Source organism: Kocuria sp. U4B (assembly GCF_054875615.1).
Genome location: NZ_CM142180.1, coordinates 348,072 through 361,941, shown reverse-complemented (window position 1 = coordinate 361,941; position 13,870 = coordinate 348,072). Strand labels below are relative to the sequence as shown.

Annotated in this window: 16 protein-coding genes; 13 read left to right on the top strand and 3 right to left on the bottom strand. The window is 71.3% G+C overall.

Going from position 1 to position 13,870, the window contains the following annotated elements:
• The first annotated feature begins 175 nt into the window (after window positions 1-175).
• Window positions 176-856, top strand: a complete 681-nt coding sequence (locus ACYSMR_RS01645) for a nucleoside/nucleotide kinase family protein (protein WP_461747172.1) — start codon at window positions 176-178, stop codon at window positions 854-856.
• A gap of 255 nt (window positions 857-1,111) precedes the next feature.
• Here ACYSMR_RS01645 and ACYSMR_RS01640 read toward each other — a convergent pair whose 3' ends face one another.
• From ACYSMR_RS01640 to ACYSMR_RS01630, 3 genes are all read right to left on the bottom strand, one after another.
• Window positions 1,112-1,618 carry a DUF1990 family protein gene (locus ACYSMR_RS01640; RefSeq protein WP_461747171.1) on the bottom strand — a complete coding sequence of 169 codons (507 nt, stop codon included), beginning with the start codon at window positions 1,616-1,618 and terminating at the stop codon, window positions 1,112-1,114.
• 81 nt (window positions 1,619-1,699) lie between these two features.
• Window positions 1,700-2,164 carry a carboxymuconolactone decarboxylase family protein gene (locus tag ACYSMR_RS01635; RefSeq protein WP_461747170.1) on the bottom strand — a complete coding sequence of 155 codons (465 nt, stop codon included), beginning with the start codon at window positions 2,162-2,164 and terminating at the stop codon, window positions 1,700-1,702.
• 99 nt (window positions 2,165-2,263) lie between these two features.
• Window positions 2,264-3,274, bottom strand: coding sequence for a matrixin family metalloprotease (locus ACYSMR_RS01630; RefSeq protein ID WP_461747169.1), 1,011 nt, complete (start codon window positions 3,272-3,274; stop codon window positions 2,264-2,266).
• 213 nt (window positions 3,275-3,487) lie between these two features.
• Here ACYSMR_RS01630 and ACYSMR_RS01625 point away from each other — a divergent pair, with 213 nt between their 5' ends.
• The 12 genes from ACYSMR_RS01625 to ACYSMR_RS01570 all read left to right on the top strand — a co-directional run bounded on the left by ACYSMR_RS01625 (window position 3,488) and on the right by ACYSMR_RS01570 (window position 13,860).
• Window positions 3,488-4,792, top strand: coding sequence for a SufS family cysteine desulfurase (locus ACYSMR_RS01625; RefSeq protein ID WP_461747168.1), 1,305 nt, complete (start codon window positions 3,488-3,490; stop codon window positions 4,790-4,792).
• The gene (sufU, locus tag ACYSMR_RS01620; protein ID WP_251333380.1) at window positions 4,789-5,253 is read left to right on the top strand and encodes a Fe-S cluster assembly sulfur transfer protein SufU; all 465 of its coding nucleotides are present in this window, start codon (window positions 4,789-4,791) and stop codon (window positions 5,251-5,253) included. The genes ACYSMR_RS01625 and sufU overlap by 4 nt, the downstream gene beginning before the upstream one ends.
• 54 nt (window positions 5,254-5,307) lie before the next feature.
• Window positions 5,308-6,234 (top strand): Rieske (2Fe-2S) protein, encoded by a 927-nt coding sequence (locus ACYSMR_RS01615; protein ID WP_461747167.1) that lies wholly within the window; start codon window positions 5,308-5,310, stop codon window positions 6,232-6,234.
• Between the two features lie 64 nt (window positions 6,235-6,298).
• The gene (locus tag ACYSMR_RS01610) at window positions 6,299-7,297 is read left to right on the top strand and encodes an MsnO8 family LLM class oxidoreductase (protein WP_461747166.1); all 999 of its coding nucleotides are present in this window, start codon (window positions 6,299-6,301) and stop codon (window positions 7,295-7,297) included.
• A 149-nt stretch (window positions 7,298-7,446) separates the two neighbouring features.
• The gene (locus ACYSMR_RS01605) at window positions 7,447-8,043 is read left to right on the top strand and encodes a nucleosidase (protein ID WP_461747165.1); all 597 of its coding nucleotides are present in this window, start codon (window positions 7,447-7,449) and stop codon (window positions 8,041-8,043) included.
• A gap of 7 nt (window positions 8,044-8,050) precedes the next feature.
• A complete protein-coding gene (locus ACYSMR_RS01600; protein WP_251333376.1) occupies window positions 8,051-8,761 on the top strand; it encodes a lipoate--protein ligase family protein in 711 nt (236 codons plus the stop codon).
• A 67-nt stretch (window positions 8,762-8,828) separates the two neighbouring features.
• Window positions 8,829-9,179, top strand: a complete 351-nt coding sequence (locus ACYSMR_RS01595) for a recombinase family protein (RefSeq protein WP_461747164.1) — start codon at window positions 8,829-8,831, stop codon at window positions 9,177-9,179.
• A gap of 24 nt (window positions 9,180-9,203) precedes the next feature.
• Window positions 9,204-10,235, top strand: coding sequence for a recombinase family protein (locus tag ACYSMR_RS01590; RefSeq protein WP_461747163.1), 1,032 nt, complete (start codon window positions 9,204-9,206; stop codon window positions 10,233-10,235).
• A gap of 373 nt (window positions 10,236-10,608) precedes the next feature.
• Complete coding sequence (locus ACYSMR_RS01585) at window positions 10,609-10,857, top strand: hypothetical protein (protein WP_461747162.1); 249 nt, start codon at window positions 10,609-10,611, stop codon at window positions 10,855-10,857.
• Window positions 10,858-11,309: 452 nt separating this feature from the next.
• Window positions 11,310-12,512 carry a DUF3631 domain-containing protein gene (locus ACYSMR_RS01580; protein ID WP_461747161.1) on the top strand — a complete coding sequence of 401 codons (1,203 nt, stop codon included), beginning with the start codon at window positions 11,310-11,312 and terminating at the stop codon, window positions 12,510-12,512.
• 812 nt (window positions 12,513-13,324) lie between these two features.
• Window positions 13,325-13,669: a hypothetical protein gene (locus ACYSMR_RS01575; protein ID WP_461747160.1), complete on the top strand. Its 345-nt coding sequence runs from the start codon at window positions 13,325-13,327 to the stop codon at window positions 13,667-13,669.
• Window positions 13,666-13,860 (top strand): hypothetical protein, encoded by a 195-nt coding sequence (locus ACYSMR_RS01570; protein WP_461747159.1) that lies wholly within the window; start codon window positions 13,666-13,668, stop codon window positions 13,858-13,860. The genes ACYSMR_RS01575 and ACYSMR_RS01570 overlap by 4 nt, the downstream gene beginning before the upstream one ends.
• Window positions 13,861-13,870 lie beyond the last annotated feature (10 nt).

The following is a 13,870-nucleotide window of genomic DNA, read 5'->3' as shown; positions in this document are numbered from 1 at the left end:
CCGGGGACCCGCCCGGCGCCGGCCAGGCGCTGCGCGGCCGTGTCCACGAGGTCGGTGCTCTGGACCTCCACGCCGAGGTGGTCCACGCGCGACGGCACGCCCCTGCCCGCCCCGGCCGCTATCATCGTGCCCGGGAACGGTCGCGGAGCGGCACAGGACGGAGACGAGCACGACCATGGTGTCTCAGGACCCGGTGCCCGGCCCTCCGCCGGTCCACTGGGAGGACTGCGCGGCCGGCCGGCGGCTGTGGCCGCGGATCGCGGCTCTGCTGGACGGGCGGGAGCGCGTCCTCATCGGGATCGCCGGAGCCCCGGGCGCCGGCAAGTCCACGGTCGCCCAGGCGGTGGCGGACGAGGCGCAACGGCACCTTCCCGGACAGGTCGCCCTCGTGCCCATGGACGGCTACCACCTGGCGCAGACGACGATCGAGCGCCGGGGGCGGGCCGGGAGCAAGGGCGCCCCTGACACGTTCGACGCCCCCGGCTACCTCGCCCTGCTGGAGCGCCTCAGGCGCGCCGACGGGGAGACCGTCTACGCCCCGGAGTTCCGCCGGGAGCTCGACGACCCCGTCGCCGCCGCCGTCGAGGTGGACCCCGCGGTCCGCGTGGTCGTCACCGAGGGCAACTACCTCCTGCTCGACACCCCGCCCTGGTCGGCGGTGCGGCCCCTGCTGGACGAGGCCTGGTACGTGGAGGTCCCGGAGGCGACGCGGCTGGAACGGCTGATCGCGCGGCACGTCCGGTTCAAGGACGACCCCGCCACGGCACGTCTCCGGGCGCTGGGCTCCGACCAGCGCAACGCCGAGCTCGTCGAGGCCTCCCGGGCACGCGCGGACCTGGTCATCGTGTACGCCTAGGCCGGCCCCCACGGGGTGCGCGGCGGACCCGGTGCCGCACCACGGCGGGCGCCGGTGAGCACCGGGGGAGACCGGGAGCGCCCTGGACACCGAGGCGCCCGCCCGGAGGCCGAGCGGGCGCTGGGGCGCCGGCGGCCCCCGCCGGCGCCACCCTGGTCCTGAACGACAGCCTGACCGGCCGGAAGGCCAGCTGCACCGGGATCTGACCGGGCAGGAGGCCTGCCGGGGAAGTGCTGCCGGCCCGGCGCTCGCCGGTCAGAGCGCGTGCAGATAGCGCTGCGTGACGCGGTCCTGGACCCGCCGGGCGAGCGGCGCGGCGGCGCGGGCCCACCAGGCGGCCGGGCGGGAGAACGCGGTGAGGGTGAGCACCACGGCGTCGTCGTCGTGCCACTCGAGGCAGAAGCGCTCCTCGCCCCGTTCGGGGTGGCCGTCCAGCGTGCCGTAGGCGAAGCCCCGCCGGCGGGGCTCGTCGAGGACGTGGACGACCTGGCACGCGGCCGTGATCCTCAACGGTCCCCGGCCCAGCCGCAGCAGCACCCGCGTGCCGTCCGCGGCCCGCGGGGTGCCCGGGTCGACGCCGATGCCGGCGCGGCGGTGCAGGTCCCAGGTCATCAGCCGGTCGGCCGCGGTGCGGAAGGCCGCCTCGCCCGTGCCCACCGTCCGGTGCCGCACCAGGTGGTGGTAGCCGGGCGGCAGCGCACCGGCCGTGGCCCCGACCTCGGGATAGGTCAGGCGGCGGTCGTGCAGCGGGCGGCGTTCCATGGACCCCACCCTCGCACACCGGGCGCGGCGCCCCGCCCGCCCCGACCGGTCCTCCGGACCGGGCGCATCCGGCGGAGCAGGTCAGCCGCGGGGCCGGACGGGGTGGCGGCTGAGGATCGACACGCGGTTGAAGGCGTTCATCGCGACCGCCGCCCACTGCAGCGCGGAGTACTGCGCGTCGGTCAGCGCCGCCCGCGCCGCCGCGAGCTCCGTGAGCCGGGACTCGTCCTGGGGCAGGACGGTGGCGGACTCGCCGATGGCGAGCCCGGCCCGCTCCAGGTCGGAGAACACCGCGGCCTCGCGCCAGGCGGGCAGCACGGCCAGCTGCTGGTGGCTGGCCCCCGCCTTGACGGCCAGACGGGTGTGCAGGTCCAGGCAGTAGGCGCACCCGTTGAGCTGCGAGATCCGCACGCCCACCAGTTCCGTCACGGCCCGGGAGATCCCGGCGTCCTCGGCGGCGGCACGGACGGCCCGGGCCACCTCGTTCAGGGCCTGCCAGGTACCGGGGTCGGACTTGTCCAGGAAGAAGGCCTCGGGGTCGCTCATCGTGCTCCTCGTCGTGGTGGCCGCGCCGGCGCACGTGGTGCGGCGGTGTGCTGATCCTAAGCGGCCCGGCCGGGCGACGGGGGGATCCCCGGCGCGGTCTCACAGCTGCGGCACGCACGCCCCCGCCCCGAACCGCGCGAGCCCGGCCCGGTCGCCGTCGGCGAAGCCGGTCACCCCCACGTTGTCGGCGTGCATGAGCTGGGTGGGGTCGTCGACGTGGTCCAGCCCGACCACGTGCCCCAGCTCGTGCATGATGATCGCGCGGACCTGCGCGGTGCCGCCGGGGTGCTGCAGCATCTTCGCCATGTCGGGCGCGTCGAGCGTCACCTGGCCCGCGACGTAGACGAGCGCTCCGCCGGGTGCCTTCGCGTACGAGCTTCCGCCCAGCCCCACGACGTCGCCGGCCAGGCCGGGGTTCTCGCCGGGCTCCGACCAGGCGATGAGCACGGGCGCCCACCGCTTGCCGTAGCGGCCCGGCTGATAGGTGTCCCGCCGGTCGCCCGGTGCCTCCGTGGTGGGTCCGTCGTGGACGAAGCGCAGCCCCGTCGCCGCGGACACCTCCGTCACGGCCTGCGCGACGAGCTCCTCCGAGCCCTCCGGTGCGTGGTCGGGCCGGACGACGTAGTGCACCGGCCGGCAGGGGTCGTACGCCACCACCGCCTGGTCCGGATCGGGGGACGGGTGCAGCCGGTAGCGCTCCGACGGGGTGACGGCCGGGGGAGTGCCCAGGGGCCCGTCGGAGGCCTCGACCCCGCGCGGGGGCGCCGCCGCGCCCGGCAGGTGCGGGAGGGCGACGGGCAGCAGCGCCCGGTCGGCGAGCGCGGAGGCGAGGTGCAGCACCACCACCAGCACGAGGCAGAAGGCGGGCGCCGCCCGCCAGGCCGGACCCCGCGACGGCGGCCCGGCGTGGTGGCCCGCCGCACGCGGGGGCCGGCGACGCCGGGTGCGCGGGGCGTGCCGTGCCTGCGTCCGGAACCGCCGTGCCCCGTGGGCGACCCGCCGCAGCGGCCGCCCGCCCTGGGTGCTCGCCGGCGCGCCGAGCTCGCCGGTCCTGCCGCCGCCCCCGCGCGACGGCTCCGCGTCCGGCCGCCCGGCGCTCGAGTGCTCCATGCTTCCCAGTTCCTGCTCCCCCCGGCGCCCGGCCCCACCGACCGGACGTCCTGGTAGAGAACTACCATGTTGTTCCCATTCGCAAAGCAATGTGTCGTGGTCCGCGTGCTGTGTTGCACGCCGAGATCCGCGGGGGACCGGGAAGCCCGGGGCGGGGACGCCGCGGCCGTCCGCGGCATAGAATCGTCGTCCACCCCCGAAAGGAACTTCACCGTGCCGTCGCTGACCGCCCCGCCCCTGACCGATGCCGAGGTTCGTGCGCTGCGGGAGGACTTCCCGCTGCTGAGCACCACCAGCGTGGGGGGTGTGCCGCTGGTGTACCTGGACTCGGGGGCGACCTCGCAGAAGCCGCTGGCGGTGCTCGACGCGGAGCGGGAGTTCTACCTGCACCGCAACGCCGCCGTCCACCGCGGGGCGCACTCCCTGGCGGTGGAGGCCACCGACGCCTACGAGGAGGCCCGGCGGGTCGTGGCCGGGTTCGTCGGCGCGGGTGAGACAGAGCTGGTGTGGACCTCCAACGCCACCGAGGCGATCAACCTGATCACCTACGCGTTCTCCAACGCCACCGCCGGGCGCGGCGGTGCGGACGCGGCCCGGTTCCGCCTGGGCCCGGGCGATGAGATCGTCACCACCGAGGCCGAGCACCACGCCAACCTCATCCCGTGGCAGGAGCTGGCCGCGCGCACCGGGGCGAGGCTGCGCTGGATCCCCGTCGACGAGGCGGGCCTGCTCGACTACGCGGCCGCGGCCGAGGTGATCGGGGAGCGCACGAAGGTGGTGGCGTTCTCCCACGTCTCCAACGTCACCGGGGCGCTCACCGACGTGGCGGCCCTGGTGGGCCTGGCCGTGCGCGTGGGGGCGCTGACGGTGCTGGACGCCTGCCAGTCGGTGCCGCACCTGCCGGTGGACCTCCCGGGGCTGGGGGTGGACTTCGCGGTGTTCTCCGGGCACAAGATGTGCGGGCCCACCGGCATCGGGGCGCTGTACGGGAGGGCGGAGCTGCTCGCGGCGATGCCGCCGTTCCTCACCGGCGGCTCCATGATCACCCGGGTCACCATGGAGGGCGCCGACTACCTGCCGGCCCCGACCCGGTTCGAGGCCGGCACCCAGCGGATCAGCCAGGCCGTGGGCCTGGCCGCGGCCGTGACGTATCTGCAGGAGGTGGGGATGGAGCGGATCGCCGCCCACGAGCACGCCCTGGGCCAGCGTCTGGCCGAGGGCGTGGCCGGGATCGAGGGGGTGCGGCTGGTCGGCCCGCCGCCCGGGAAGGACCGGGTGGGCCTGGCCGCGGTCGACGTCGAGGGCGTGCACGCCCACGACGTGGGCCAGGTGCTGGACGTGGCCGGGGTGGCGGTGCGGGTGGGCCACCACTGCGCCCAGCCCCTGCACCGGGCCCTGGGGCTGACCGCGACCACCCGGGCCAGCGCCTACCTGTACAACACCACGGAGGACGTGGAGCGGTTCCTGGCCGAGCTCGCCGGGGTCCGGGCCTACTTCCGTCTCGGGGGTGCCCGGTGAGCGGGCTCGACGGGCTCTACCAGGAGGTCATCCTCGACCACGCCAGGCGCCGCGCCGGGGAGGGCCTCACCGACCCCGCCCCGGGCCACGGGGCGGGGGAGTCCCACCAGTACAACCCCACCTGCGGGGACGAGATCACCGTGCGGGTGGAGCTGGCCCCCGCGGCGCCGGGGGCGGAGCCGGTGGTCGAGCGGATCAGCTGGGAGGGCCAGGGCTGCTCCATCTCCATGGCCGCGGCCTCGGTGCTGGCCGAGACGGCCCCGGGCCTGACGCGCCCGGAGGTGGAGGAGCTCATCGAGGCCTTCCGGGTGCTGCTGCGCTCCCGCGGCTCGGTGGCCCCCGACGAGGAGGTCCTCGGGGACGCCGCCGCCTTCGCCGGGGTGTCCCGGTTCGTGGCCCGGGTCAAGTGCGCGATGCTCGGCTGGGTCGCCGCCGAGGAGGCCCTGGCCCGCGCGGACTGAGGCCGGGACGCGGCCTTCACACACCGGGGCGTCCTTGTCCTGCCGCGCACGGCGGTGGGAGACTGGACGGTCCTGGAGGCGGTGGCCGAGCCCCTGGCGGGGGCCGGTCCCGGCGCGGAGGAGGCGGTCGTGAAACTGCTCGAGGACCTGGTGGCCCGCGTGGAGACGTGGAAGGCGCTGGACCAGGTGGCCGAGCCCCTGGCCCGGGCCGTGGGCCGTGCGGTGCGTCCGGCTCCGGTGCGCAACGTCCTGAGCGGGACGGTGATCGGGCATCCGCTGCACCCCCTCCTCACCGACATCCCGATCGGCGCGTGGACCATGGCGGCGATGCTGGACGTGGCCGGAGGCCCCGGTGCGGCCCGCGCCGCGGACCTGCTCGTGGGTGCCGGGGCGGCCGCCGCCGTGCCCACCGCCGTGGCCGGGCTCAACGACTGGTCCGACACCCAGGGCGCCGACCGGCGCACCGGGCTGGTGCACGCCACCGCCAACAGCGCCGCCCTCAGCCTCTACGCCGCCTCCCTCATCGCCCGGGCCCGCGGCCGGCGCGGCGCCGGCAAGGCGCTGGCCCTGGCCGGCTACGGCTGCGTCATGGGCGGGGGCTACCTGGGCGGCCACCTGGTCTTCGTGCGGGGCGTCAACGTCAACCGCACCGCCTGGCGGCGGGGTCCGCGGCAGTGGACCGACGTCCTGGCCGACGCCGACCTGGCCGCCGGCGGCCACCGGGTGGTGCCCGCCGGCAGCGTCTCGGTGCTGCTCGTCCGCGACGCCACCCGGATCGAGGCCCTGGACAGCGTCTGCAACCACATGGGCGGCCCGCTGGGGCAGGGGACGATCGACGGCGGCTGCGTCACCTGTCCCTGGCACGGCAGCACCTTCCGGCTCGCGGACGGCGCCGTCGTGCGGGGGCCGGCGACCGTCTCGCAGCCCGGCTACGAGACCCGCGTCCAGGACGGGCGGATCCAGGTCCGGGCCCGGCGCTAGCCGCACTGCACCGGGGCGCCCGTGGCGGTGGAATGCTCCCGCCGCCGCCCCGGTTGTGCGGACCATGGCCCTTCCCGACGTCCGTCTGTCCCTCCTCGACCGCGCCAACTCCCGCCACGGATCCTCGGAGACGGACGCCCTGCGCCGCGTGCTCGAGCGCGCGGCGCGGGCGGAGGCCCTCGGCTACCACCGGTTCTGGGTGGCCGAGCACCACGGCGTGCCCGGCATCGCCGGTTCCGCGCCGGCGGTGCTGATGGCCGCGGTGGCCGCCCGCACCCGCACGATCCGCGTCGGCTCGGGCGGGATGATGCTCCCCAACCACCAGCCCCTGGTGGTCGCCGAGCAGGCCGCCACCCTCGAGGCGCTGCACCCCGGGCGCGTGGACCTCGGCGTGGGACGCTCCCTCGGGTTCACGTCCGCCGTCCGGAGCGCGCTGCGCGCCGACAAGGAGGCCGCGGAGCGGTTCGAGGCCGACCTGGCGGAGCTGCTGTCCTTCCTCGCCGGCGACGCGCCGATCACGGCCCGACCGCAGGACCGCGCCGCCACCCCGGTCTTCGTGCTCGCCACCGGCTCCGGGGTGGACGTCGCGGCGCGGGCCGGCCTCGCCGTCGTGCTCGGCGGCCCCGCGGTGTTCCGCGACGGGTCCCGCGGCGGCCGCGCCGCGCTCGAGCGCTACCGGGCGGCCTTCCGCCCGTCGCGGTGGTGGCCGGAGCCCTACGTCGTGGTCTCGGCCAACGTGGCCGTCGCGGACACGCCCGGCGCCGCCCGGGCGCTGCTGCTGCCCGAGGCCCGCGCGCTGGCGCTCTCCCGCACGCGGGGTGAGTTCCCGCCGCTGGAGCCCTTCGGCGCCGCGGAGCTCGCCGCGCTCCCGGACCGCGAGCGCGGCCTCGTCGAGGACTCGCTCGCCACCTCGGTGCACGGCACGCCCGCCGCGGTGTCCGGCGCGCTGGAGCGGCTGCTGGCCGCCACCGGGGCCGACGAGCTCCTCGTCACCGGCGGCGCGGCCGATCCCGAGGCGCAGGACGCCTCCGACCGGCTCCTGGCGGGTCTGTTCTCCCGCTGACCCCGCCCCGGTGGCCGGGCCCCGGCCGCTCGGGGCTCTCACCGCCGAGTCCCCAGGGCGGCGCCGAGTCCCCAGGATCCATCGTGGGGAACTGCGACCGGCCCGGGGACTCGGCGCAGGGCGGCAGGCGGGCGACTAGACTGGGTCCGATGGAACGACTGCTCGTGCTCGCCGCCCACCCCCTGGAGACGAAGTACTTCCCCTCCGACATCGACCTGGTCCTCACCGGCGTGGGGATGTCGGCCGCCGCGGTGCGCGCCACCGAGGCGATCCTGAGCCGCTGCCCGGACCCGGCCCTCCGCCACGAGCTGCTGGTGCTCAACATCGGCAGCGCCGGCGCCCTCAAGGACGGGCTGAACGGGGTGCACGAGCCGTCCCGGATCCTCAACCGGGACGTGGACGAGGAGCTGCTGCGCGCGGCGGGGTTCACGATCGACAACGTCGTCGAGCTCGGCGGGGACGGCCCCGTCCTGGCCACCGGCGACTCCTTCGTGGCCGGCGGGCCCATCCGGGACGCGCTGGCCGCCCGCGCCGACCTGGTGGACATGGAGGGCTACGCGATCGCCGTGGCCTGCCGCCACCTGGGCGTGCGGCTGCGGATGGTCAAGCACGTCTCCGACGCCGCCGACGAGGCCGCGGTCGGCTGGGACGAGATGGTCGAGGTCAGCGCCCGGGACCTGGGCCGGTGGTTCCACGAGAGCGGGATCGTCGCGGGATCACCGCGTCCCGGGCCCCCACTACACTGAGGGCAGCATGAAACTGATCCGCCAGCGCGAGTCCCTGGGCGCCCAGCAGGACTACGACAGCGCCATGAGCCTCCTCACCGACGTCCGCCGCACCGGACCCGTGCTGCGCCTCTACGAGCCCGCCCCCACGGTCGCCTTCGGCCGCCGCGACGAGCTGCGCCCCGGGTTCCCGGACGCGGCCCGCGCCGCCCGCGAGAGCGGCTTCACGCCCCTAGTCCGCAAGGTCGGCGGGCGGGCGGCCGCCTACCACGGGGGGTGCCTGGTCGTCGACCACGTCGAGCCCGCCGAGGACCCGGCCACGGGGATCCAGGACCGCTACCGGCTCTTCGGCGACATGCTCGTGGCCGCGCTGGAGGAGCTCGAGGTCGACGCCGACGTCGGGCAGCTCCCCGGCGAGTACTGCCCGGGCGAGCACAGCGTGCACGGGACGCACCCGGCGCCGTCGCCGGCGCGGAAGGTCAAGCTGGCGGGCACCGCCCAGCGGGTGGTCGCGGGCGCCTGGTACTTCAGCACGGTGCTCGTGGTGGAGCACTCCGAGCCCATCCGCTCGGTGCTCACCGACGTCTACGCCGCCCTGGACCTCGAGTGGGACCCCACGACCGCGGGCGCGGTCGACGACCTGCGCCCGGGCACCACCGTGGCCGACGTCGAGCGCGGGATCCGGAAGGTGTACGGCATGTACTCGGAGTACCTGGGGTACGGGCCGCTGAGCGACTGAGCCCGGCCGCCGCCGGGCAGAGCACACGGGAGACCAGGAGTGTCAAGTAGGGGATAGGATCTTCTACATGCGAGCCGTCATCTATGCGCGAATTTCTCAGGACTCCGAGGAGCAGCGGATAGGTGTTGACCGGCAGCTCACAGACTGTCGAGTCGCAGCCAAGGCCCGCGGATGGACCGTTGTGGACGAGTTCATCGACAACGACGTTTCCGCCACCCGATCCAAGCGCCGCCCCGAGTACGAGCGGATGCTTACCGATATCAGGGCCAGCAAGGTGGACGCCCTCCTCACGTGGGACGTCGATAGGCTCACGCGAACGCCCCGCGAACTTGAGGACGTTATCGACCTCGCAGACGCACACGGCCTGGCGCTTGCCTCTATCGGCGGCGAGATCGACTTGTCGACGCCCCAGGGCTGATTGACAGCACGCATCAAAGGCAGCGTGGCCCGCCACGAGACAGACCAGTTGTCCAGGCGCGTGAAGCGAGCCCTGGAGCAAAGAGCGGAACAGGGCTCACCCCACGGATTGGTGCCGTTCGGGTACCAGCGCGTCCCGGTCCTAGACGAGGAAGGGCGCACCATTGGTTCCCGGGATGTACGCGATCCGGACAATGCGGAGTTCATACAGGACTGCGCCCGTCGCGTCCTGGCGGGCGAATCTTTGAGGTCGATCGTCGGTCGCGCGAACGACGAGGGTCGAGTAGCTCCGAGAGGTAGTCGTTGGACCTCGACTAGCCTGCGGCAAGTGCTGCTGCGGCCCACAAACGCCGGTTTGCGGGCTCACCGTGGAGAGATCGTTGGGAAGTCCACCACGGAGCCAATCCTGTCGGAGGACGAGTTCTACCGGCTATCCGCACTGCTCACCGATCCGGGGCGCCGGCTGTCGATGGGCACCAGCCCCCGCCATCTGCTGTCGGGGATCGCTGAGTGCGGGTTGTGCGGCGGCAAAATGCGCCGGGTGAAGAGCAGGGTTCCCGACGGTGGAACCAATCCGGAGGCCTATGTCTGTCGGGAGTGCACCAGGGTCCGACGCTCAATGACTTTGGTCGATGGGGTAGTGAACAACGTGATGGTTGGACTGCTCCAGCGCCCCGACGCCTTGGCTGCGCTGTCGAAGGGTGACCCGGATGCGGCCGACGAGGCGCAAGAGAACGTGAAGGCATTGGCTGCTCGGCTTGAAATTGCTGCGGACCAGTTCGCCGAGGGGAACATCACGGGGGAGCAGTTGGCGCGTATTACCGCAAAGCTGCGCCCACAACTCGAGGAAGCTCGGGTTCAGGCTGCGAAGTACGCTCCGTCGTCGCTGGGTTCATCCATTGCTGGCGAGGATGCCTTGGACCGGTGGGAGTCAGCGGACATTTGGACTAAGCGTGAGTTGATCGACGCCCTCATGGTGGTGACCATCATGCCCGTGGGGCCCGGGCGTGGCCGTGACCCTCAATCCGTCAAGATCGAGTGGAAAACGGGGAACTGAGGTCTTTGTACATCAAGTCGCCACGGTCGCGCACGATATGTTGATACATATTCAAGATAATATCTAACTCTTTAATATCTTCTGCATATAGGCACATGTGTAGTTGCGTTGATTTTCATGCAGTTGTGTGTACTTTTGGCGTCACATTGCCAATCTGACTTGACAACGCTCCGCTGAGCGCTAACTAAACACTGGTATGCTTTTGCACAGCGGATGGCGTTCCGGGGAACCGGGGAGCGGCAAGCGGTGTCCGCGGCTTGTCCTAGCCTGGAAACGGGCTGGTGACAGCAGTCGGTTGGAGTTGGTCCGCCTACGACAACAAGCCCCGTTCCATCAGAGCGGGGGTATAACTCAACACTAGGAGTCTGTCTTCATGCAGATCACAGGCACGCCTCAAGAGCGCGAGGAAATCATCCTCGCCATTGCTGAAGCTGCGGGCCGTTCCCTCAGTCGTTCCAAAGCTAACAAGCTGATGAAGCGTTCCCTTGCCGGAGAGTTCGATCCTCAGTCGATCGGCCTCTCAGCATACGACCTTGCCAGGTACCTGCCTTACGCAGACCCGGTAGGTGAACACGCTACCTCCAACCTTCTCCGCGATCAAATTAGACGGGAGGCCGCGTGACCATCGACGAGTACGTGGCGTCCATCGTTGCGACAGCGCCACCGCTTACGGAGCGCCAGCGCGCCACCATCACAGCTCACCTTGCAAAGCCAAACGGCCCCCGCGTCTCATCCGCCAAGATTCACGCGAAGGCCGTTGCTAAGACACCCTTGAACGGGAGCCTTTATGTCTAGAAATGCCTTTACAGACGATACAAGCATGTCGAGTCCGGATGCCACAGTCAAGGTGGGCGTTTGGTTCCCCGATGAAAACCACTCGATCCCGTACCTCACCACGTTCCGCGCGTCCCGGTGTCGGCACCTCAACCAAGACGACCTCCGTCGCTGGCTCAGCGGGCCGGGGGTGGGCGCGTGACTGTTCACTCCCCTCCGCTGGACGGTTTGGACGGTTCTGGACGGTCTGGACGGTTACCGGGGGAGGCCCCTCCGGGAACCGTCTCTGAATTGTCCGCGGTGCTCGACACCGTGCGAGACCACCTGGGCTCCTACCTCATGCCAGCCTCAGCCGATGACCTCGACCTGATCGCCCTGTGGGCGGTGGCAACACACCTTGCAGAAGAGACTTACACAACTCCACGCCTGATCATCACGTCCCCCGTGGCCGGTTCCGGGAAGACAACTGTTCTCGAGCACCTGGAACGGCTCGTCCCGAATCCCGTGCAGATGGCGTCCGTGTCCTCCGCAGCGTTAATTCCTCGACTGATCGACGCCGAGCCATCAACACTGCTCATTGATGAGGCAGAGAAAGCCCTCAACCCGAACAAACCCGGTATTGAGGACATCATCGGCATCATCAACTCCGGGTATAAGCGAGGAGGAACACGGCCCACTCTTGTCCCGGATAAGGAAAAGGGGTGGGCTGTCAAGAAACTGTCGACGTTCGCCCCCGTGGCGATGGCCGGCAACTCTCCGAACCTTCCCGACGACGCCGTTTCCAGATCTCACACCGTCACCATGTTCCCCGCCCTTGAGGGGGACGTGGAGGAAACCGACTGGGAGGTCATCGAACCAGACGTGCTGGACCTGGGGGAGCGCGTTGCCCAGGTTGCCGACACCATCCGGGACACGGTTCGGGCTACCCGTCCGCCGGTTCCCTCGGGGTGTGTGGGCCGCATCAAGGAGCGGTGGTTACCGCTGAAGCGGATCGCCGTGCTCGCCTCTGAGGACTGGGCCGATCATGTGGACCAAATGATCATGCACGACCTCGAATCCATGCAGCGTGACAAGGCAGAGGGGCTCAATCGCATGCCCATTCACGTCCACCTCATCCGCGACATGCACGACATCTTCGAGGCGGAGGGTGACGCGTTCATCGGAACCCAGTTCCTCAAGACCCGTTTGGTGCAGGACCACCCGGAACGGTGGGGCAGTGCCTCGACCTTCGGCAAAGAGTTGACCGCCCAGCGCCTGGGCCAGTTGCTCGCGAAGAACTTCACCATCCGGGCCGGGAAGTCCCCGGACAACACCTATCGGGGGTATTCGCGCAGGGACTTTGAGCGGGCATGGCGGGCGGTTGGGGTGACGGTTCCACAGACCCTCTCCCGGAAACCGCCGAAACCGTCCGAAACCGTCAAACCGTCCCAACCCGACTGCCCCCACGGCGCCGACTCCGTGCACGTGTGCCCGTTCTGCCAGGCCATCCCCGCCGGCTACTGACCAGGAGACACCAATGATCCCCAACGCACTGCCCGGCATCCGTGCCTACTACCGAGACCCCTCAACCCGCGACCGGTGGACGCTTCCCGTCCTCGCGTGGACCGCAGACGGTCAAGCCCTGGTCCCCACGCGGGAAGGCCACCTCGCCCCTGCTGCGAGCCTCGGTGGCTTCCAGCACCTCACGGGGGCACGGGAGGACGCATGACCGGCACTTCCGACTTTGTTCGCACAGTCCGGGCTATCGAACGACACGACCGCCGCGCTGAAACGCGACCCGCCGACTACTTCCGGGGCCAGCTTCGCCACCTCACGACCAAGGAGACACAGTGACTCAGCCCCGATACACGTACAGCGGGAACCGCGCCCACGGCTACGGAATGGACCTACAAGCAGGAGGCCCGAAGCAGCCTGGTATCCGGGTCCACCGCCCGGGACACCAGGGGCTCTGGGTCCCACTGGATCTGGTGGACGGCTTCTGCGACGAGATGCGCGCTGCAGCACGCGGAGCCGCGCAGAACTACGCCAATCGGGACCGACAGGGACTCTGGGCCGCGTAGCCCTACACAGGACCCCCGAACAACACCAGGAAGACCCGCCCGCACATCGCTGGTGGGGCTTCCCCCATGCCCGACGACGGGCACCTACAACAGGAGCGCCATGATTGTCATCCTTCCCGTCGGCGAACTTATCGCCTGGGTAGTCGCCATTGCCGCAGCCATCGTCCGGGCCGTCGGATGAGGCTTGGGCGGCGCGTCCACGTCGAGTCGTACACGTGGACCCACTTCGACACTGGAGAAACCGAGTTCGGCGTCATGGTCGCCAACAACAAGGCCCGGATCTTCATCCCCGCGCAAATCGCCGTCGCGGCGGCTGACGCGATCCACGACGCCGTCGAACAGAAGAACAGGAGAACCCCACCAATGGTTGACCGCCCCTTCTACTCCCGCCCGAAGTTCTGGGAAAAGACGCACATCGACTCAGAAAACGTCTACACCAAGCCCGCGGTCCTCGAGGGCCCCGGTGGCATCACCGCAAACGGCATCGCCGTATTCACCAACGGCTTCCTCCACCTGACCCTCACCGTCAACGGCGCATACCTGCTGGCCAACCGGCTCGTGGACGCCATCGAGCACCACCGAAAGGACAACGCCGCATGAACAGCCGCGACGTCGAAGACCTCATCCGCCAGGCCCTCGAAGGAGCCAACCAGGACGAGCAGGACCGCCACACCGAAGGGCTGGACGACTACCAGGCACCCCGTAGGCAGTCCCGCGCTATCGCCCTCAACGACGACGCCGCGCTTGCCCGCATCGTCGGCGGCGCCCTGAACAACAGCACCAACTTCTGAAGGAGAACCC